At 44.0% G+C, this 20,777-nt stretch carries 13 protein-coding genes and 1 tRNA gene; 5 read left to right on the top strand and 9 right to left on the bottom strand.

The window, feature by feature from the left end:
- Positions 1-28 precede the first annotated feature (28 nt).
- Positions 29-2,119: a cellulase family glycosylhydrolase gene (locus L870_RS18060; protein ID WP_037272716.1), complete on the top strand. Its 2,091-nt coding sequence runs from the start codon at positions 29-31 to the stop codon at positions 2,117-2,119.
- Between the two features lie 205 nt (positions 2,120-2,324).
- Here the strand turns inward: L870_RS18060 and L870_RS0115285 are convergent, their stop codons facing one another.
- The 7 genes from L870_RS0115285 to L870_RS18050 form a co-directional block, all read right to left on the bottom strand.
- Positions 2,325-4,772: a type 2 periplasmic-binding domain-containing protein gene (locus L870_RS0115285; protein WP_028518874.1), complete on the bottom strand. Its 2,448-nt coding sequence runs from the start codon at positions 4,770-4,772 to the stop codon at positions 2,325-2,327.
- Positions 4,773-5,517: 745 nt separating this feature from the next.
- Positions 5,518-7,839, bottom strand: coding sequence for a D-alanyl-D-alanine carboxypeptidase family protein (locus tag L870_RS19430; RefSeq protein ID WP_051411613.1), 2,322 nt, complete (start codon positions 7,837-7,839; stop codon positions 5,518-5,520).
- Between the two features lie 223 nt (positions 7,840-8,062).
- Positions 8,063-10,036 (bottom strand): DUF5620 domain-containing protein, encoded by a 1,974-nt coding sequence (locus L870_RS19555; protein ID WP_028518873.1) that lies wholly within the window; start codon positions 10,034-10,036, stop codon positions 8,063-8,065.
- A gap of 232 nt (positions 10,037-10,268) precedes the next feature.
- Positions 10,269-11,603, bottom strand: coding sequence for a CdaR family protein (locus L870_RS0115265; RefSeq protein ID WP_028518872.1), 1,335 nt, complete (start codon positions 11,601-11,603; stop codon positions 10,269-10,271).
- A complete protein-coding gene (cdaA, locus tag L870_RS0115260; protein WP_028518871.1) occupies positions 11,603-12,487 on the bottom strand; it encodes a diadenylate cyclase CdaA in 885 nt (294 codons plus the stop codon). Before cdaA ends, L870_RS0115265 begins: the two co-directional genes overlap by 1 nt.
- A 140-nt stretch (positions 12,488-12,627) precedes the next feature.
- Positions 12,628-13,764 (bottom strand): aminotransferase class V-fold PLP-dependent enzyme, encoded by a 1,137-nt coding sequence (locus L870_RS0115255; RefSeq protein ID WP_028518870.1) that lies wholly within the window; start codon positions 13,762-13,764, stop codon positions 12,628-12,630.
- A complete protein-coding gene (locus L870_RS18050) occupies positions 13,751-13,987 on the bottom strand; it encodes a putative Se/S carrier-like protein (RefSeq protein ID WP_162148456.1) in 237 nt (78 codons plus the stop codon). Before L870_RS18050 ends, L870_RS0115255 begins: the two co-directional genes overlap by 14 nt.
- Before the next feature lie 191 nt (positions 13,988-14,178).
- On the opposite strand from L870_RS18050, the gene L870_RS0115245 reads away from it, so the two are divergent.
- Together L870_RS0115245 and L870_RS0115240 are read left to right on the top strand one after the other, a co-directional pair.
- A complete protein-coding gene (locus L870_RS0115245) occupies positions 14,179-14,841 on the top strand; it encodes a response regulator transcription factor (protein WP_028518869.1) in 663 nt (220 codons plus the stop codon).
- A complete protein-coding gene (locus tag L870_RS0115240; RefSeq protein WP_028518868.1) occupies positions 14,838-15,854 on the top strand; it encodes a sensor histidine kinase in 1,017 nt (338 codons plus the stop codon). Before L870_RS0115245 ends, L870_RS0115240 begins: the two co-directional genes overlap by 4 nt.
- Positions 15,855-15,888: 34 nt before the next feature.
- Here the strand turns inward: L870_RS0115240 and L870_RS0115235 are convergent, their stop codons facing one another.
- Together L870_RS0115235 and aroC are read right to left on the bottom strand one after the other, a co-directional pair.
- Positions 15,889-16,917 (bottom strand): 3-deoxy-7-phosphoheptulonate synthase, encoded by a 1,029-nt coding sequence (locus L870_RS0115235; RefSeq protein ID WP_028518867.1) that lies wholly within the window; start codon positions 16,915-16,917, stop codon positions 15,889-15,891.
- Between the two features lie 33 nt (positions 16,918-16,950).
- Positions 16,951-18,042: a chorismate synthase gene (gene aroC / locus L870_RS0115230; RefSeq protein ID WP_028518866.1), complete on the bottom strand. Its 1,092-nt coding sequence runs from the start codon at positions 18,040-18,042 to the stop codon at positions 16,951-16,953.
- A gap of 244 nt (positions 18,043-18,286) precedes the next feature.
- On the opposite strand from aroC, the gene glgB reads away from it, so the two are divergent.
- Positions 18,287-20,077 (top strand): 1,4-alpha-glucan branching protein GlgB, encoded by a 1,791-nt coding sequence (gene glgB / locus L870_RS0115225; RefSeq protein WP_028518865.1) that lies wholly within the window; start codon positions 18,287-18,289, stop codon positions 20,075-20,077.
- Between the two features lie 275 nt (positions 20,078-20,352).
- Positions 20,353-20,441, top strand: a tRNA-Ser gene (locus L870_RS0115220).
- The last annotated feature ends 336 nt before the right edge of the window (positions 20,442-20,777 follow it).

Genomic DNA, 20,777 nt, shown 5'->3' with positions numbered 1-20,777 from the left:
AAATATATAATCAGAGAGGGAAAAAAATATGAAGATCTTAAAATCACTGGCAGCTGTTGCTGCCGCAGCTGCGCTTACTGTAACAGGTGCTGCTTATTATGTGCCTACAGTTGCGCCCGAAACTATCGGCAGCGCTGCTTCAACCGATGACAACAATGACGACTGGCTCCACGCAAAGGGAAGCCGACTCTACGACATGAACGGAAACGAAGTCTGGATCACAGGTGCAAACTGGTTCGGCTTCAACTGCTCTGAGAACTGTGCTCACGGTCTCTACGCAAGAGATGTTGACGATATGCTCCAGAGCATTGCAGACCACGGTATCAATACTCTCCGTCTGCCTATTTCTTCTGAGCTTCTCGTATCATGGATGAACGGCAAGCCAAACCCTGTAAGCTCGGTACAGGCAAGCTACAATCCTCCGCAGGACGTTGTAGGCGAGGACGGCACTATCACTCCCGCAGGAAAATACGGTGATATCAACAGAGATTTCGTTGAGTCTGACGGTAAGACACTCAAGAACTCAATGGAGATATTCGATATCATCATGCAGAAGTGCAAGAAGTACGGTATCAAGGTATTCATTGATATCCACAGCCCGGATGCCAACAACTCAGGACACAACTATGAGCTCTGGTACGGCAAGGCAGGCGTAACTACAAAGGTATGGATCGACTCACTTACATGGCTGGCTGAAAAGTATTCAAATGATGATACTCTCATCGGTTATGACCTGAAGAACGAGCCACACGGCAAGCGCGGCTACAAGGGCGATGAGTGTCCTTCCGATATTGCTAAGTGGGACGGCTCAACAGATGAGAACAACTGGGCTTATGCTGCAAAGACCTGCGCAGATTCTATCCTCAAGGTAAATCCTCATGCTCTTATTTTCGTAGAGGGCATAGAGCAGTATCCTATGACTGAAAAGGGCTATACATTCGATACACCTGATGTATGGGAGCCAAAGACAGAAGCGGATAAAAAATGGTACGGTGCATGGTGGGGAGGAAACCTCCGCGGTGTAAGACAGTATCCTGTAGTACCTGAAAGCGGTACTTCACAGATAGTATACTCACCTCACGATTACGGTCCGTCAGTATATGCACAGACATGGTTCGACAAGGACTTTACTACAGAGACTCTTCTTGAAGATTACTGGTATGACACATGGGCATACATCAATAAGGAAGATATCGCACCTCTTCTCATCGGTGAGTGGGGCGGTCATATGGACAAGGGCGCTAACCAGAAGTGGATGGAGCTTCTCCGTGATTACATGATAGACAACCATATCAACCACACATTCTGGTGTATCAATCCTAACTCAGGTGATACAGGCGGACTTCTTGATCCTACATTCATGAACTGGGATAACAACAAGTACAGCCTGTTCGAGAAGTCACTCTGGCAGACAGATTCAGGCAAGTACATCGGTCTCGACCACCAGACAGCTCTCGGAGCTAACGGTCTTTCACTCAATCAGTTCTATTCATCAGGTGCAAAGAGCAACCTTGACGGCGGTAAGGCAGGCAATGGCACTCCTGTAATTGTTGAGCCAAAGGAAACAATAACTACTTCAAAGCCTGCTACTACAACTACTACCACAACAACTACAACTAAAACTTCTACAACAAGCAAGCAGACTACAACTACTACAACAGTTACAACTACAGCTCCCGTAGAGACTGTAAAGTGCGATCACTGTGGCAAGGAGATACCAAAATCAGAGGCTATCTATGGTCCTCTTGGCTTCCCTGTATGTCAGGAATGCTACGATAACGGCGTTTACATCGGCACAAGACCTCAACAGCCAACAACGACACCAACAACAACTACTACTGCTCAGATAACAACTACTGATGTTCCAAATGCAGCAGATATTGTTTGGGGAGATTCAAACGGTGACGGTCAGGTAGATATGTCAGACGTTGTTCTTATCATGCAGAGCCTTGCTAACCCGAATAAGTACGGCGTTCGCGGTACTGACAAGAACCACATCACACAGGCAGGTCTTAACAATGCTTCTGTTGTAAACAACAACGGCAGCGTTACTAATAACGACGCTGTAAGGATTCAGCTCTACCTCCTCGGAAAGTTCGATCCTAAGACAGGCAAGTAAATATAATTATCGGCACGGCGAAAGCTGTGCCGATTTTTATGCCTTTCTATAAGGGGGCTGAAAAAACGTTTTTTTCAACGGAAAACCATTGAATATCATCAAAATTTTTTTATACGAAAAACGGCAGCCATTATTATGACTGCCGTTTTTCTGAAATATAGAGAATATTATGAAAAAAGCGTAATAGGAGATGTCTTTAATAAACTCAGCTCTTTTCACTGACGATCAGTGATATGCGGTTCTGCATCATCTTTGCAGCTTCCTCTGCGGATTTTCCTCCTTTGAAGTATTCATCGGCTTCTTCCATGCAAATTGCATATGCATCTTCATCTATTGTATTTAGAAGAGTATCACAGCTGAGTATATATCTTCTGAGGTCTGCAAGCTCGTCCTTTGAGAGTAATTCTATAGGTATACCGTTGGCTGTAAAGGAGGTTGATTCTGTAAGATCACCATTTTCATCGTAAACATATACCTTTGACATACCATCTATCTGCTTGTCGAAATCCTTGATTAAAACCGGATAGCCGTTTGCAAGACCACCCTTGCCGTCATCAATGCCTTGTTCTGAAGCTTCCTTGAGCATCATCTTGATGAACTCCCATGCACCTTCCTTAACAGACGATCTTGCGCCTATGGAGAATTCATAGTTCGGGATTATCTTGCCGCCCTTGCCGTTAGATGTTGGATAGCCTACAAGTGAGATATCCTCGCCGAAATCAAATTTATCCAGTGCAAGATCGCGGTCTCCGCAGAGATGTATAATTGAGATAAGTTCGCTTTCATCTTTTCTGCCGTTTGCGAGTCCCATACAGTAATTCATGTATTCCTCGTTGTTTCCTTTATCTGCAAACTCCATATCATCAACAAATCTGTTGCAGAAATTGAGAAGCTCTATAAATTCAGGAGTATCAAAATGACATTCTGAATTTTCTATATCTACAAGCTTGTTGTCAGAACATATGAGGTATCTGAAAATATCCTGCTTGGTCATTCTGTCGTAACGGTGAACGGCAGTATCCTTACTGTCGTAAAGGTCGATCATTTCCTGCAATGTCCAGTTTTCGTGGTCAACGAACTTTTTCTTTGCTGCGATGGTATTGACCGTAAAGCTTGGTGTGATCGAATAAAGCTTGCCGTCACTGTTTTCCATTGCTTTGAGTATATTGGAAACTACTGTATCGCGGTTCACCTCAGAGTCATTATCCATAAGGGTGTAAAGATCAAGAAGTGCGCCTTTTTTGCCGAGAAGAGTTGAGGTGCTGCTGTCAAGCGTCAGTATATCAGGGCATTTTCCTGCTGCAATATCAATTTTCAGCCTGTTGAGATCATCATTGTATCTTTCAGCAATAGACTTCGCAGACTTGTCCTCCATTTCTTCCGGAGTAAGCTCAGATGAATAGTCAATGGTCTGTATTCTGTATTTATCCTGCTCACGGTTGAATTTGCTTATATAGTAATTCAGCGGATTAGTGCCGAACGAAGCCATAGTTATGAGCTGTACATTGTCAAGCTCGCCTGCTTCGCGGTGTACAAGCTTATATACCTCAACGGAATTGGTTTTTTCACCGTGAGAACTTGTATATGTATAACAGTAAAATTCTCCGTTTTCCGCAGGAACGATGCCCATAGCAGTAGTATCTGCGTCTACCCATTTTAGTATAGTCTCAGATGTTCCGTCAGCTTTTATGCCGATAACATCGTTTTCGCTTGTACCCATGAAAATGTAGTCGCCGTAGCCTGCTGCAAAGTCATGTGGGGCTGATATACTGTAACTGCTGTTTTCACTGAAAACAGGTTCTTTTATTTCCTTAGCGTCGATATCTATCTCAAATATTTGTGTTTGTGTGGACGTATAGTCCTTATTAGGAGCAACTGCCCTTATGTAAATTTTACCGTCAGCGCCTGTCAGCAGCTTAGGTTCGCAGTATTGTGTGTATTCGGACGGAATGGATATTTTGTCTTTGCTTCCGTCGCTTTTGAAAATATGTATTTCATTATATCTGAACAGTCCGATATATGTATCACTGTCAGGCAGTTCTGAATTTGCAGGGTAAGTATAATCGCTGTAGCCGTTATCCTCTTCATCGCCAATGTCACCAAGGTCAATGAACTTTTTTATGCTCCCGTCGCTGTTGTAGAAGCATATAGCGTGTGTTTTTTTCTGGTTAGCGTAAAATGCATCGTAATCAAAGTTTTCGTCGTATTCTTCGGGGGCAGACATATCGCCGTTATCGTATAATGTGTAATAAACAGCAGCACAGCCGTCCGAATTATAGGTGATGAAGTTGCATTGTTCATCGGCTTGCTCTGCTTCTTCGGGAAGCTCAAGTTTTAAAAGCTGAGTATCGGAAAAATCAGAGTTTATCTTTAATATACAGGGCTCATCTCCGTCATAGCTGCTATATGCCAGATAGTCACCGCTTGCGGTCTTTATGACGTTATACAGGTATCCGATATTATCGAGAGTCTTGTGCTTTACAAGCTTATATGAATTTTCGGAAAGCTCTGTCAGAGTCTGTGCAGACACCTGATCGCTTTGAGATGTATCATTTTGTGTGCTCGGGGAATTGTTTTTGGTTTCGGAACAGGAACACAGTGCAAAACAAAATGCAGAGGTCAGAGCCAAGATGCGTGAAAAGTTTTTATTCATGTGAATTTTCCTTTCAGTTTTTTCATATAAAGGTGATTTGTTAAGCATAAAAAGTACAGTGCCTATGGGCTTTGCACAAATATTGCAGCTGTTATCTGTATACACAGACCCTGTGCGCAGCCCGACTTTTTATGCCATTCAAATCACTTTTATATTACTGATTGTCCCCACACTTATATAAACGCTTTTTTCAAAGCTTTTGTGACAGAAAATCAGAAAAAAATTTGAAATGAGATATTGAGATGACAAAAAGAGAACCGCCGACACTATTGCGCCGGCGGTTTTTTCTCTTTTTCCTGAAAGGTGTGTTCATAGACGGGGTGTGTGCGAGTCCGTCTTAGCAGAAGCGTCGGGAGGTATTTTCGACACTTCGCGGGGGGAACAATGAAGGTTTTTTATGAGTGTTTATTTCCTTGGTATGATTATATTATATATTATCACAGCCGAATATGCAATAACAGAGCAATCACGGTTTGAATACAGTTTGGATATCAATTGCTTACGGAATTTCTCATTATGGTTACATAATTCTGACAATATTTACAATAATATTTATATGTGCTGTAAGAAATTTCTTTGTACTTTTTTCTGCTTTCTGCATACTATAATGTAAGCGGCAATATGAGCGCGTCGTCAGGAGGTGGAGCAGTATCGTTCCCTTGGATAGCTTCCCGACATATGGCGAAGCTTCTGAGAGCTGCTTTCATATAAAATAAAGCTGCCGGAATATCGGCAGCTTTTCTGTTTATCTGTAGTATGAGTCGATACCTAGGTATTCCTCAAGGCAGAGACCGCTGTTGTAAACTGCTGTGGCAGTATCCACTCCGAGGTATCTTATGTGCCACGGTTCATAGCGATAGCCTGTTATACTTTCCTTGCCCTTTGGATAACGGATTATAAAACCGTATTTATGAGCGTTCTTTGCGAGCCATTCACACTCGGGAGTATCTATAAAATCATTGCTTATAGAATTTACATCTATTGCAAGTCCTGTCTGATGCTCGGAATGTCCCGGCCTTGCAGAGTAGGTATCAGCTGCTGCCTGACCGTCGGAGGCTACATAGTTGTTATATATGGTGCTCTGTGTAGCGTATGAACGGAAGCCTGATGAACACTTGATCTTGAGTCCGAGAAGTGCAGCGTCGGCAGCAAGCTTGTTGAAGCTGTCAAGTGCAAGGGGATTGAGCTCTGTTACCCCAAAGTTTTCGGGGAGACTGTAGGTCTTGTTTACGACTAATATTCCGTCGATATAGGTAGCTCCGTTTATATTCTGGATAAGATGCGTCGGCTGATCGGAAGTTGTTGTAACAGTCGTTGAAGCTATAGTGGTTGAAGTTGTTGATGTTGTCGAAGATGTCTGAGTTGATGTTGAGGTAGTCGTGGTGGTCGTTGTAGTGGTAGTAGTAGATGTTATGGTTGTGGAAGATGATACAACAGGCCTGTTATGTACTGAGACCGCTATATCGGCCTTTATGCTGGGATCGGCTTTGCTTATTACAGTTACCACACATTTTCCTGCTGATACTCCGTAAACGTTGCCCCAGTTGTCAACGCTTGCGATAGCTGGATTTGAGCTTGTCCATACCTCATCGGTATTTACTGCTGTGGTCGGCAGCATTGTGACATATGATATATCTGTAGTTCCCACAAGGAGATCCATTTCGTATTTGCTTAGCTTTATTTCTCTTACCTTTTTAGGATCGGTAACGGTAACGTTTACAGATGCGTGAACATCGGGATTTGACTTGCTGTAAACCGTTACGGTGCAGGTTCCCTCGGATACGCCGCTTACCCAGCCCGAAGCATCGACCTTTGCAATGGTCTCATCTGAGCTTTTCCATGTCTCCTTCTTGTTTGTCGCATTGGAAGGGAGCATAGTTACATAGGCAATATCTCCTCCGCCTATGGGGATAGACATACTGTATTTGCTGAGCTTTATTGAGCTTACCCTGTTGGGATCCTTTACTGTGACCTTTATCTCAGCCTTTACAGACGGATTATTTATGCTCTGTACTGTAACTATACAGCTGCCCTCGGAGAGTGGGAATATCCAGCCCTCATTGTCGACTATTGCGACGCTTTCATCGGAGCAGCTCCATATATCACGATAATCCGTTACTGTCAGCGGCAGCATGGTAACATACGAAATGTCACCTTTATCACCTACATTAAGGGATATCTCAGTCTTGCTGAGCTTTATTGCCTGAACTTTGTAAGGATCCTGATATGCAGTTGTGGTCGTAGTTGCAGGAAGTGTCGTAACAGTAGTGGTGGTAGTTGTAGTAGTTGTTGTGGAAGCAGCCGTTGTGGTCGTGGTTGTGGGAGCGGCCGAAGTAGTTGTGGTGGTTGGCTGTGCTGTTGTTGTAGTTGCAGCAGTTGTTTTTGTTGTTGTCGTTGTCGAAGCAGCTGACGATGCAGTGGCTGATGTGGTCACAGCTTTAGCAGTTGTTGAACTGGTAGAAGCAGCAGGAGCGGAGCTTGTGGTCGAAGCTGCTGTAGTAGCTGTAGTTTTTGCGGCAGTAGTCGTAACTGCTGCAGTGGCAGTTGTGGTTGCAGACGGCTTGTCAGCCTTGAGGTATTCCTCAAGTGAAAGAGTGCCGTTTGTGGAAACGTAGGAGTAATATGAAAGTATGCATGAAGCGTCGATAGAGTCTATATGGCGGTCATAATTTACATCGGCTGCATTGGCCTGTTCAAAAGAAAGTCCCGACGCCATATTATTTGAGAGCTTTGCATATGCCTTCAGTATCAGCGATGCATCGTTTGCATCAATAAGCTTGTCATTGTTTACATCGCCAAGAGCGTTGATATCAGTGGTCTGCAATTCAGTCTTTGTTGTAGTAACGGCTGTTGTAGTAACTGCTGCGGTGGTTGTAACGGCAGAGGATACATCTTTTACTGCTGTCTGTGGGATAAGCGCTTCTGTTGCAGCTGCAAAGGCAGGAGTATCTGTTTTGTATACAGAAATACTGCTGTTATATCCTGCGCCAGTCGCGGCTGCTGCTGAAAGCTGTCCTGCACATAGTGCAAATGACAGAACAGGCACTAAAAATCTTTTGACTCTCATGTAATTCTCCTTCTGTATTTTATTATATAACATTTTGTGCTTTTTATAAAGCAAATACCGCTTATTGTTATATGGGTATGATAAAACGGCAATTTTCATTATATCATGCTTAACCATAAAATGGAAGATGAAACATGAAAAAACAAGGCTTTTTTTGCTATTTTCGGTGTTTTTAATAAAAAAGAGCTGCCTCATAACGGCAGCTCTTGAACAATGTTTGTTTTTATTTGTAAGACTCGGGTAACTCTGTTATGAGATTGAGCAGTCTTTTTTGTATAGATGCTGCGTCATTTGAAGTGAGTCCTGTACCGTTCTGGTATACATCGCCGTTGGCAATTCCCTGATCGGTGATATGATGAGTGTCAGAGCCCTTAACTCCGTACTTGTTAGGATTTGCAAGGCTCTGCATTATGATTACTGCATCACTGAGATCAAGGTCACCGTCGCAGTTTGCATCGCCCCAGAGGGTAACCTTCGGAGCAGTGGAAACAGTTGTAGTGGTGGTAGTTGTGGTTGTTGTAGTAGTTGTGGTGGTGGTAGTATAGACATCATAGTATACTTCGATGTTATCAACTGTGATAGAGTCGGATTCGCCGTAATAATAACCGAATACTACCTTTCCGTCAGGATTTACTATATTCTTTTCAGGCTTGTCGCCTGCAACTGCCTTGGGAAGTACCCACATGATCTCTGCGGTCTTGCCTGCATTGAGCACAACAGAGTTCACAGGCTCCTGATACCAGTAATCATCGTCAGCGTTTGTTGTGCCTGTACCTGTGCCGTAAACCAGTTTCTTGACGTCCTTCTTTGCGGAAACGTCAAATCTGATAGCGTATACCCTCATATCAGACTCAATACCCAGATCGGAGTAGTCTACCTCAAGGTTTTTCTTTGAGTCAGATGAAGCCGTGCAGTCAAGCACCTTGCCTATAGCTGTCTTTATAGACTTGGTATATGGGATAGTCTTTGTAATGGTATATGTCAGTGCGGCGCTTGTGATAGTAACATCGTCGTCCTCGGTTATCTCTGTATATTTGGTAGTATCCTTTGTGCCGTACCAGAACTGGAAACCGATAGAATCGGTAGCTGCTGTAGTCTGGTATTTCTGTACATCGGCAGGAACGTCCCAGACGCATTCTATCCATTTTCCTGCGCCTTCGAGAGTTGTGCCTTCGCCTATATCCTTGATGCCGAATTCAACGCCTGCGTCCTCAAATTCCTCACGGGATTCCTCGCCCATTTCGTTATACCAGTAGCCTGCCTCTTCCTTGCCGTCTATGATGCCTCTCTTTGCGTATTCTGTGTCAGCAGGAGAGCCTTTTTCAACGTTTGTGCCGCAGCCGTACATGAATTTATCAACATCGAAATCTGTCTCTACTATGACATCAAGTGACTCTATAGTTATGCCCTCTGTCTCGCCTATACCGAAATCACTGTACTTGAATTTATGACTGTTGATAGGGGAGGTATCTGTTATTTTTTCGCCCTTTTTAGCGTAATAATCCTCATCGTAGCCGACAGTGAGCTTGTAGTCAAGGTCGTCAAGCTGTTTTGTGACCGTAGACGAAACAGTTGCAGTGCCGTCCTTATTGTCCTTGAAGCTCCATGAACCGCTCTTTTTGTTCTTTGATGCAGTCGAAGAGCTGCTGCTCGAAGAAGATGAGGAACTGCTTCCGCCCTTGAAGTCAACTCCTGTAAGGGTAACCGAGTTATCAACCATATCGCTCTTTGAGTTGTCCCAGTGTGCCGAATAATAGCATCTGAATTCAAATGAACCTCCCGGCTTTATGCCTGCTTTTTTCAGGTCTATAGTGATAGTGTTTGAAGATTTGTCAAGCTTGCAGGCTGTACCCTCTACCTTTGAACCTGCTCCGCCTTCCATCCATTTGCCGCTCTTGTCGAGCTCGAGCCAGTAAGGATCCTCGGCAGTTGAACAGCCGAAGCCGTATGAAAAGCTCTGTCCTGAGTAGCTTGTACTGAGGGTGAAGGTAACGGAGTCAGCGCCGTCCTCGGGGAAAGTGCCCTTGTATACAGAGTCTACCTTCATTGTCTGTGACAGACCTACATTTTTGACAGCTGTTACTGATCCTGATGGCGTTGCAGCAGTTGCAGGCAGGACACAGATCGGTAAGGCTGTTACTGTCAGTGCAAGGCTCATTATTGAGGCGGTTATTCGTTTGGAGAGATGGTTTTTCATTGTGTATCATCCTTTCAGATAAGATTAAATAAAATAAAATGTACAAAAATGTATTTGTACACGCACATTATAACACTCTTATGACATTGAAATGTTAATAAATTGTTAACACCAAGTGAAATTCGGCATAATGTTTTAAGATGTTATAAATAATTTGTGAATAATTACCATTGCTTTGCAGCTTTGTAAACAAAAAGCCCCTCTGTACAACAGTACAGAGGGGCTTATGATATCAATATGCGTTTGTTGTGACTGTAGAGGACTGAGATGTTTTGTAATCCTTAGGCTTTTTCTGAACCTTAACTGTAACATCGCCCACAGCCCATACATTATTATGAGTTTTGCATGATACCTTGATGCGCGGTTCAAACTGATCCTTGGATGTGTCAACTCCGAGGAGATTAACGGACGCTGTGAGATCCTGAGCAGTAAGCTCGTTGATTATGTCCTCAGGTCCTACTATCTTTACTTTTACCTGATGTGTAAGGATAGTGTAATCATTGTTATCACTCGGTTTGTTTGCTATAGGTATATCCTCACAGTTGATATAGATCTCCTTCGATGAAAGACCTTCACTGTTGAGTGTGATATTGACCTTTTCTGTATTTGACACATTCTTTATACCGTTATCGGTAAGCAGTTTATTGATGTCGGTATCAGAAGAATAGCCTATATCAAGCGTATTTAGGAATGCAGGTATCTCAAACGGATCGGGGAGATTTGATTCTGAATCCTTTGCGGCAATGGTAATGGTTTCAGGTGTTATAGTGAAATTAAGACAGTCAGGATCAAAGTTTTCCGGCAGTACACCGAGATTAACTCCCAACTTTACGGTCTTTTGGCTGAGTACGGGAATGTTGATGCTTATAACACTCGAATCAGACTTTATATATTCCTGATCCAGCGGATTTCCGTCTTCGTCAAGAAGCAGTAATTTTTCACTGTTGATATTTGTTGTACTGCTCAGCGTATCCTTCTTTTCAGATACGGCATAGCATTCTGCGATCCTTGAAAGCTGTGCGGAAGGGGCTGTGATATTGATCTCAGCGGGAGTACAGGTTATTTCGTCCTCGCTTATTACCATTCCTTCAGCTGAATTTATATTCGGTGTTTTGGCTTTGAGAGGGAATGTCTTTGTCTCAAATTTGTCCATATTGACAGTGATTGTAGCAGGAGATTTAACGATATTTGACAGCGTCATTCCGTTTTTGCTTTCGATCTGTATGGTCATCTCCCTTGAACCAACTGTGTCTACGGTTTTGAAGTCAACATATGCTCTGACGGTATCATTGTTTATCTTGCTGAAATCGATACGGCTGCAATCAAAGCTTATATTTACCTTGGCTGATTTCGGCGACAGTACATTGATACCGTTTGCTGCGGCTTCAGTACCGCTGATATCAAGTTCTACGGGGATATTGTACAGCTCCTTGTGGGCTGACGGATATCGCTTTATGGATACTATGAACCAGCCTGCTACAGCGCATATCAAAGAGATAGCAAGGAGTACCAGATTGGCTCTTGCCTCTTTTGCATTATGTTTTGTTATATTGCCGAAAAGCTTCATTATTTCTTCCTCCTTTCGGAGCGTGAAGAAAAGAGAGACTTTCTGCCGATAGATATCTCGGTCTTGTCGTTGAAGAGAAGCTCTTCAAGGAATGTTTTAAGCTTTTCACGGGTATAATCTCTTGTGAGAGTACCGTTTACAGCTACGGATATCTGTCCTGTTTCTTCGGAAACCACCACAACTACAGCATCGGAGTTTTCACTCATACCGATAGCTGCTCTGTGTCTTGAACCGAGCTTTTTGTTTATGAGAGCGTCCTTCTGCGGTTTTGGCAGAAAGCAGGCTGCTGCAAGTATGATACCGTCACGCATAATAACAGCACCGTCATGCAGCGGTGTTTTGGGATAAAAAATATTTCCGAATACTTCTTTGCTTGGCTTTGCGTTAAGTATGGTGCCCGTTTCGATCTGTTCGCCCAGTCTTACCTGCCTTTCGACTACGATAAGCGCACCTGTACAGGTAGCCGAAAGCTCTACGCAGGAATCGCATATAGCTTCTATTGCGGGTTCCCAGATCTGTTTGATCTCATCGTTATTCTGACCGATACCGAAAAGGCGTATTCCGAATTTGGTTCGTCCTGCTTTTTCGAGAGCTCTTCGCAGCTCAGGCTGGAAAAGGACTATCATTGCAAGTACACCCATGCTGAGAGTCTGCTGGAGCAGATAGCTTACGACCTTGAGACCTATTGCATCGCTGATAAAATAGCTTGCAACAAGGAAAAGTATTCCTCTTATGAGCTGACCCGCGCGGGTTTCGCGGATAAGCTTGAGCAGGAGATATATTACGTAAGTAAGAATGAGAACGTCTATTACATCAATAGGTTCAAATGTACTTACCACACTGAGAAAGGCAGTGAATATCTCTTGCGGATGTATTCTAAGCATTTATACACCCCCTTGGGGAATTATTACACATATTTACTTTGCGTGTTCTGTTTATGTATGAGGACTTGTGTCCTCATAGCTGACTGCGCAATACTATATATTATTATTGTACCACAAATTCAGATAATTTCAATAGTTTTTTAAGAATTTTGTAAATTTTTCATTGTCTTAACAAAATATACAAGATTTTTAACTTCTGTTTCTGTATTAAATACTGACGGCGCAAAACGGATCGTTCCGTTTTTTGTTCCGAGAGAAGCGTGTGCAAGGGCTGCACAGTGATAGCCTGCGCGGAGACAAAAACCTTTGTCGGCAAGCATCGAGGCGGCTTCTTCAGATGAAAAGCCGTTTATATTAAAGGATACGATAGGAGCATATTCTGCCTTTTCGTCGCGTAAGAAGGTTATATCTCCCGTGTTTTCAAGCTCTGATATGAATAGTCTGCAAAGCTTTTCTTCGTGGCTGCGTATATTGTCGATGCCGTATGAGTTGATATAGCGTATCCCTGCCCCTACAGTCACAGCTCCGATGATATTGGGTGTGCCGCTTTCGAGGCTGTCTGGGAGCATCTCAGGCTGAAAAAGCCGCAGGGAATCGCTTCCTGTGCCGCCCTGTACAATAGGGGAGATAGGGAAGCTGCCGTCGGTAATAAGGAGTCCTGTGCCTGTGATGCCGTAAAGTCCCTTGTGACCTGCGGTGCATAGTATATTTATGCCGCTGTCAAGTTTTATATCGTAGATACCGCAGGTCTGTGCGCCGTCTGCGATGAAGCATATACCGTTTTCACGGCATAGTCCGGCAATTTCACGATAGGGAAGCAGCTGGCCTGTGACATTGCTTGCAAGAGTGCAGACTATTGCTTTTGTGTCGCTGCGGATAAGCCGCCGGAAGCTCTCTACTGTCTGCTCGTCATCTGTAAAAACCTCTGCTATGGACAGAGTTATCTTCTTTTCTGCGGCAAGCGTGAACACAGGACGGGCTGCCGAATTATGCTCCATACTGCTTATGATAAGGTGTCCGCCGTTTTTCATGACTCCCTGTATCGCCATATTCAGAGCATAGGTGCAGTTAAGTGTAAAAACCGTATTTTCAGGCTGTGCACCAAAAAAAGCAGCGGCGGTCTCACGGGCTGAGTAAAGTGCCTCAGAGGTACGCATAGCAAGCTCGTGACCTCCTCTGCCTGCATTTCCTCCGTAATTTCTTATGGCTTCCATAGCTGCACGGCGCACAGACAGCGGCTTAGGGAAGGTGGTGGCTGCGTTGTCAAAGTTGATCATCGCCTTCACCTCCGCCGCTTATTACAGAATAGGGTATATTATAGCTTTCAAGTAGTCTTGCTGGGCTTTCGCTGCTGCCTGTGATGTGGACAGAGTAGCCGCAGCCGCGGTCAGAGCTTTTTTCGCGCCGCCTTATCCTGCACGGATAGCCACGTGAACGCAGGAGCCGCTGAGCCTTGACAGCGTAGGTGTATGATGGCATATCAAGAATACTGATGGTCAAAAGTATCACCCCTGACTGCTGCGTATTGCGCAGGTCAGCAGGAAATGCGGTACTCTTCATTATATGCTCATACTGTGTGAAATGTCATTGCCGTCAGCAGACTTGAAAACGGGCGGATACTGTGATATAATGTGAAAAGATGTATTAAATGATGTCGTTTATATTTTTCTTGATATGATATGGAGGAAATTATGAGCAGAATTTTTATTGTTGAGGACGACAAGGCTATCCGCGGGGAGCTTGACGAGCTTCTTCGCAATTCGGGCTATGAGACAGGATATCTTACGGATTTTTCAAACTCAAAGGCTGATATACTTGCTGCGAGCCCTGACCTTATCCTTATGGATATAAATATACCAAATCTTAACGGTGAACAGCTACTGAAGGAGATACGCAAGGAAACGGATATCCCTGTGATAATGGTGACGAGCCGCACCTCAGAGACCGATGAGGTGCTGTCAATGAGCTACGGAGCTGACGACTATATAACAAAGCCGTATAATCCGACTATACTCCTTCTCAGGATATCTGCCGTGCTGAAGCGTTCAGCGGGAACTGCATCGGCACAGTCATATAACGGCTTGCAGGTAAACGACGCAAAGGGAAGTCTTACCGACGGAAGCTGCGAGATGACTCTTACAAAGAATGAGATGATAATATTCCGCTTCATGCTGGACAGGAAAGGCTCTATAGTCACACGTGATGAGCTTATGACGGCACTCTGGGACAATGACGAATTCGTAAATGATAATGCACTTACGGTGAATATAAGCCGACTGCGTTCAAAGCTGTCGGAGCTTGGCTGTGAAGATGCCATTGAAACACGCAAGAAACAGGGGTATATACTTCGATGAAATTTACGGAATATCTTAAAGACAGGGTATGGTTCTATATAATTGCAGGTATTTTTTTCGGACTGATGCTGCTTTTTCTCGGAGCTTTCAGAGTAAGCGGTCAGCTTTTAGGATGTATGAGTACCGTCTTTTTGCTGTTTATCGTCTTTGAGGAGTTATTCGGCTTTTTCGGAAAAAAACATTTCTATGATGACCTCAGGGAAAAGCTGGATATCCTTGATAAGAAATATCTTGTACACGAAATGCTGTCAGAGCCGGATTTTATCGAAGGAAAGCTTACATATGACGCTCTCTGCGAAGCTAATAAGTCGATGTGCGAAAATGTTAATGGGTTCAAAAAGAGCTCTGAGGATTTCCGTGAATTTATTGAGCTTTGGGTGCATGAGGTGAAGCTGCCTGTGGCAAGTCTACAGCTCATGGCTCATAATCACAAAGATGAGCTTGGAGATAAATTCCTCGAACAGCTGCGGAGAATAGACGGATATACCGATCAGGTGCTTTACTATGCGCGTTCCGAGAATTCGGAAAAGGATTATATAATAAAAGAGACTTCCCTGAAGCGTGTGGTGTCAAATGCAGCTCTTAAAAACCGTGAGGCGATACAGTTCTGCGGAGCTTCCATTGAGACCTCAGGACTTGATGTCAGCGTTATGACAGACAGCAAATGGCTTGAATTCATACTTGGGCAGTTCATTGCCAACAGCCTTAAATATGCTGCTCCCGACCGCGAACTCATTATGAGTGTCAGTGCAGAGGAGAATGATGAAAGGGTATTGCTTCATTTCCGTGATAACGGCATTGGTATCCCCGAAAATGATCTTCACAGGATATTCGATAAGTCCTTTACGGGTGAGAATGGACGCTCTTACGCTAAGTCTACGGGTATGGGACTTTATATAGTAAAAAGCCTTTGTGAGCGCCTTGAGCACAGTATTGCCGCAGCGTCGGAGCAGGGGAGCTTTACGGAGCTGACAATAGGCTTTGCCAAGAATAATTATTATAAAATGGGATAAATAAAAGGGCGAACCGCGGTTCGCCCTTGATTTTTTAAAGCTGTTCTGCTATATCGTATACAAGCTTTTCTGTCTTTGTCCAGCCGAGGCATGGGTCTGTAATAGACTTGCCGTAGATGTTTTCGCCTATCTTCTGTGCGCCGTCCTCGATATAGCTCTCGATCATAAGTCCCTTGACCAGTTTTTTGATGTCGTCGCAGTGACGCATACTGTGGAGTATCTCCTTGGATATTCTTATCTGCTCTTCATAACGCTTGCCTGAGTTTGCATGGTTCGTATCAACAACGAGAGCAGGATTTTTAAGTCCTTTTTCTGCATATGTCTGTGCAAGGCTGTAAAGATCCTCAAAATGATAATTTGGGAATGACTGTCCCTTATCGTTGACATAGCCGCGGAGTATAGCGTGTGCATAAGGATTGCCGTCGCTTCTTACCTCACAGCCTCTGTATATGAATGCATGGTGATGCTGTGCAGCAGTGATAGAATTCATCATTACGGAAATATCGCCGCTTGTCGGGTTCTTCATACCAACAGGGATATCAACTCCGCTGGATACCAGACGGTGCTGCTGATTTTCTACTGAACGCGCACCGATAGCAATGTATGAGAGAAGGTCATCAAGGTAGCTGTAATTCTCGGGATAGAGCATCTCATCAGCTGATGAAAAGCCTGTTTCGGAAAGGACTCTCATGTGGAGATGTCTTACAGCGATGATACCGCTTTTAAGGTCAGGCATTGCAGCAGGATTTGGCTGGTGGAGCATACCCTTGTAGCCTGCACCTGTAGTTCTTGGCTTACCTGTGTATATTCTCGGTATCATCATTATCTTGTCGCTTACTTTTTCCTGAAGCTTGCGCAGACGGGTTATATAGTCAAGTACGCTGTCTTCGTTGTCGGCGGAACAGGGGCCGATAACCAGCAGGAACTTGTCGGATTCGCCGCTGAATATTTTCTTTACTTCTTCGTCACGTTTAGCCTTGATGTCTATAAGCTCCTGTGAGAGCGGGTGAGCAGCCTTAAGTTCAGATGGGTGAGGCAGCTCGCGGATAATATTAAGTGCCATATTTCATTTTCCTTTCTTGATTAAAAAAGCGTTTTACGCTTTAAGCCAGTCTGTGCCGAAACGTAGCGACAGCTGGTCGCAGAGTACAAGTGCGGTGATGCTGTCAGCCACTACTCTTGCACGGTGAACTATTGCAGGGTCATGTCTGCCCTTTATCTGCAATGTGGTATTTTCAAGTGTGTTGAGGTCGATAGTTTCCTGCTCCTTGTAGATCGAAGGAGTAGGCTTTATAGCTGTTCTGAAAAGTACGGGCAGTCCTGTGGTTATACCGCCGATGATACCTCCGTTGTTGTTGGTATCGCTGTATACCTTTCCGTCAGCCGAGCGGAAGGAGTCGTTGCACTGGCTTCCCAGCATATCCGCAACAGCAAAGCCTGCACCGAATTCCACGCCCTTAACGGCTGGGATACCGAAAAGTGCATGGGCAAGTACGCTTTCAAGAGTATCGAACCACGGCTCGCCTACGCCTGCGGGGAGTCCCGTAACGATAGTTTCAAGTCTGCCGCCTACGCTGTCGCCGTCATTCTTGGCAGCAGTTATCGCAGCCTGCATCTCATCAGCTTTCTTTTCGTCAAGAACAGCAAATTCCATTGAATTGAGCTGCTTTATGTCATCTTCGATATTATTCAGCGGTCGGTCATAGACTCCGCCGCATGATAAGATATGAGTTGCTATATTTATATTCTTTGAACGGAGAGCACTTATTGCCACTGCACCTGCCGCAACTATCCCTGCTGTTATCCTGCCCGAGAAATGTCCGCCGCCGCGGAAATCCTGAAAGCCGTGATACTTCATCTGTGCGGAATAATCTGCGTGTCCTGGACGTGCCTTGTAAGCGAGCTCGCCGTAATCCTTGCTTCTTGTGTCCTGATTTTCTATGATAAACGTCATAGGAGTTCCAGTAGTTTTTCCGTTAAAGACTCCGCTGACTATCCTTACCTTGTCTGCTTCTCGTCTTGCTGTGGAAAGAGCACCGATAGACTGTCTCAGCTTCATCTGCTGTGCTATGAAATCCTCGTCTACGGGGATACCCGATGCCAATCCGTCAAGCACTGCGCCGATAGCTTCGCCGTGGCTTTCGCCGAATACGGTTACGGAAACGCTTGAGCCAAAGGTGTTTTTCATAATTTCATCTCCCTGATACCGTTTAATTTCCCGATATTCTTATTCGGAACACTATTTAAATTATATCACTGAGTCGGAAATATGTCAACACTGCAATTTAATGATTTGCAGGTACAAAGCGCTAAAGTAAATAGTGATTTTGTATAGGTGCAGCTGCTCCTTTTTGTCGGATTTGACATCATTGACTTTGACCATATATCGTGCTATAATCAGAAAAGAGAGATAGCTGACGGGAGCTGATAGTATGGACATTATGAGGTTTTACAAGGGTGATGAATTCAAAGCGTATGAGTATCTCGGTGCTCATATCACTGAAAAAGGCACTGTTTTTCGTACATATGCGCCGAATGCGTCAAAGGTTTCGGTAATAGGCGATTTCAGCGATTGGAATGATATCACCATGAAGCCCGTTGATGACGGAAGATTCTTTGAACTGTGTCTGCCCGATGCTGAAGAGGGGATGCGATATAAATACCGTATATACGACAAAAAAGGCAAGTTCATAGACCATTGTGACCCGTATGGCTTCGGAATGGAGTTGCGTCCGGGAACCTGCTCTGTGATACGCAGTATCAGTGATTACTCATTTACAGATGATGAATGGCTGAAAAATCGAACGGACTGCCGCGATAAGCCCATGAATATATATGAAGTGCATCTCGGTTCGTGGAAAAGGCGTTCAGATGATGAGAAGACAGGCTGGTATTCATATGCCGAGATAGCTGACGAGCTTATTGCTTATGTTAAAGAATTCGGCTATAATTTCATTGAATTTATGCCACTCAGCGAGCACCCCTGTGATGAATCGTGGGGCTATCAGAGCACGGGATTTTTTGCTCCGACTTCGCGCTATGGTACTCCCTCGGAGCTTATGGAGCTTGTGGATAAATGCCATAAAAACGGCATAGGTGTCATAGTTGACTTTGTTCCTGTGCATTTTGCGGTAGACCACTACGGGCTCACCGAGTATGACGGCACTAAGCTGTATGAGTATCCTGACGACAGTGTTGGGTATAATGAGTGGGGAAGCCGCAATTTCAATCACTCCAAAGGCGAGGTAAGGTCTTTCATACAGTCGGCTGCGGATTACTGGCTGAGCGTGTATCATTTTGACGGACTGCGCATGGACGCTATCCGCAATATGATATACTGGAACGGCGATGAACGCCGCGGCGAGAACCGTACAGCAATAGAGTTTCTGAAGTCTATGAACTGCGGACTTAAAGCCCGTCATTCCTCTGCTATAATATCAGCTGAGGACTCTTCATCTTATCCGAGAGTAACTGCTCCTGTTTTTTCAGGTGGCCTTGGATTTGATTATAAATGGGACTTGGGCTGGATGCATGATACTCTTGAGTATTTTCAGAGTGCGCCTATTTATCGCTCACGGGACTATCATAAGCTGACTTTTTCAATGCTGTATTTCTACAACGAGAAGTTTATTCTTCCGCTTTCACATGATGAGGTAGTCCACGGAAAGGCTACAGTCGCACAGAAGATGAACGGACAGTATCCCGAGAAATTCCCACAGGCAAGGGCTTTGTATATGTATATGATCGCTCACCCCGGCAAGAAGCTGAACTTTATGGGAAGTGAGTTCGCTCAGCTGAGAGAATGGGACGAGAAGCGTCAGCAGGACTGGGATATGCTGAAATATCCGCTGCATGACTCTTTCCGAGAGTATATAAAGACTCTTAATAAGATATATCTTGAGCATAGTGCGCTTCATTATGACTATGATCCTACAAACTTTGAGTGGTCGGACTGCAATGCAATAGAAAGATGTATTTACGCAATTCGGAGAAAGTCTGCGGAAGGAGATATACTGGCAGTTTTCAATTTCTCGGATTGGTTCCAGTCGAAATATTCAGTCCGTATAGGTGATGAGTATAAAGTTAAATTGCTGATTGACTCCGATGACCAGCTGTACAGTGGTACTACACCGCATGGAAAAACTGTTTTTTCGTATAAAGACGGCAGACTGGATATGGATATCCCCCCGTTCAGCGGAAGAATGTTCCTACTTACTAAATAATCCAAAGAGCAGAGGAGTTCCTCTGCTCTTTTTGTTATAATATTATTTTTTTACAATTCTCTTGATTTCCAAGAACCAGTGTGATATAATATTATAGTAATTTTTATGCAGTGGTATCGAAGTGGTCATAACGGACATGACTCGAAACATAGTCGTTTCTGAGCTTGCCGCACTTTGATTTATCCCTGTTCTGCGTGGTTTCGGCGGTGTCTGTGATTGTGTTTGCAATCGGCTTTCTCGCAGTTTTCTCGCAGTTTTATAGTTAAATTAAATACGCAGTGGTATCGAAGTGGTCATAACGGACATGACTCGAAATCATGATGCCCCTTGAGGGACGTGGGTTCGAATCCCACCCACTGCGCCAAAATGGTGAATCAATTTAGATCCCAAGCTAAAAACTCCCGATTTTACGGGAGTTTTTTTGTTTTAAGAGAGAAAAATTTTCAAGGTGAAGCCGTAGATCCCGAGCCATGAAAATTGGATTCGAACCCTTTTAAGGAACCTTTTCAGAGCTGCTTTTAATGTTATCAGGAGTCAAAAACGAATATTCCATCACAAAAAGAGAAAAATATAATATAGAATTTTAAAGCGATTTCAAAGCCGATTTTGTTGGCTTTTTACAGAAACCATACAGAGTCTTTTGTTATTAAATATTGAAAAATGTTTTTTGTTTTATTACAGAAATATTATGGTGATAATT

It is taken from the genome of Ruminococcus flavefaciens ATCC 19208 (assembly GCF_000518765.1).
GTDB lineage: Bacteria > Bacillota > Clostridia > Oscillospirales > Ruminococcaceae > Ruminococcus > Ruminococcus flavefaciens.
This window is presented reverse-complemented; position numbering and strand designations above follow the sequence as displayed.

Coding starts and splice junctions, on each gene's coding strand:
- L870_RS18060 (WP_037272716.1), top strand. CDS start 29: ATGAAGATCTTAAAATCACTGGCAGCTGTTGCTGCCGCAGCTGCGCTT.
- cdaA (WP_028518871.1), bottom strand. CDS start 12,487: ATGCTTAGAATACATCCGCAAGAGATATTCACTGCCTTTCTCAGTGTG.
- L870_RS0115285 (WP_028518874.1), bottom strand. CDS start 4,772: ATGAATAAAAACTTTTCACGCATCTTGGCTCTGACCTCTGCATTTTGT.
- aroC (WP_028518866.1), bottom strand. CDS start 18,042: ATGAAAAACACCTTTGGCTCAAGCGTTTCCGTAACCGTATTCGGCGAA.
- L870_RS0115265 (WP_028518872.1), bottom strand. CDS start 11,603: ATGAAGCTTTTCGGCAATATAACAAAACATAATGCAAAAGAGGCAAGA.
- L870_RS19555 (WP_028518873.1), bottom strand. CDS start 10,036: ATGAAAAACCATCTCTCCAAACGAATAACCGCCTCAATAATGAGCCTT.
- glgB (WP_028518865.1), top strand. CDS start 18,287: ATGGACATTATGAGGTTTTACAAGGGTGATGAATTCAAAGCGTATGAG.
- L870_RS19430 (WP_051411613.1), bottom strand. CDS start 7,839: ATGAGAGTCAAAAGATTTTTAGTGCCTGTTCTGTCATTTGCACTATGT.
- L870_RS0115240 (WP_028518868.1), top strand. CDS start 14,838: ATGAAATTTACGGAATATCTTAAAGACAGGGTATGGTTCTATATAATT.
- L870_RS0115235 (WP_028518867.1), bottom strand. CDS start 16,917: ATGGCACTTAATATTATCCGCGAGCTGCCTCACCCATCTGAACTTAAG.
- L870_RS0115255 (WP_028518870.1), bottom strand. CDS start 13,764: ATGATCAACTTTGACAACGCAGCCACCACCTTCCCTAAGCCGCTGTCT.
- L870_RS0115245 (WP_028518869.1), top strand. CDS start 14,179: ATGAGCAGAATTTTTATTGTTGAGGACGACAAGGCTATCCGCGGGGAG.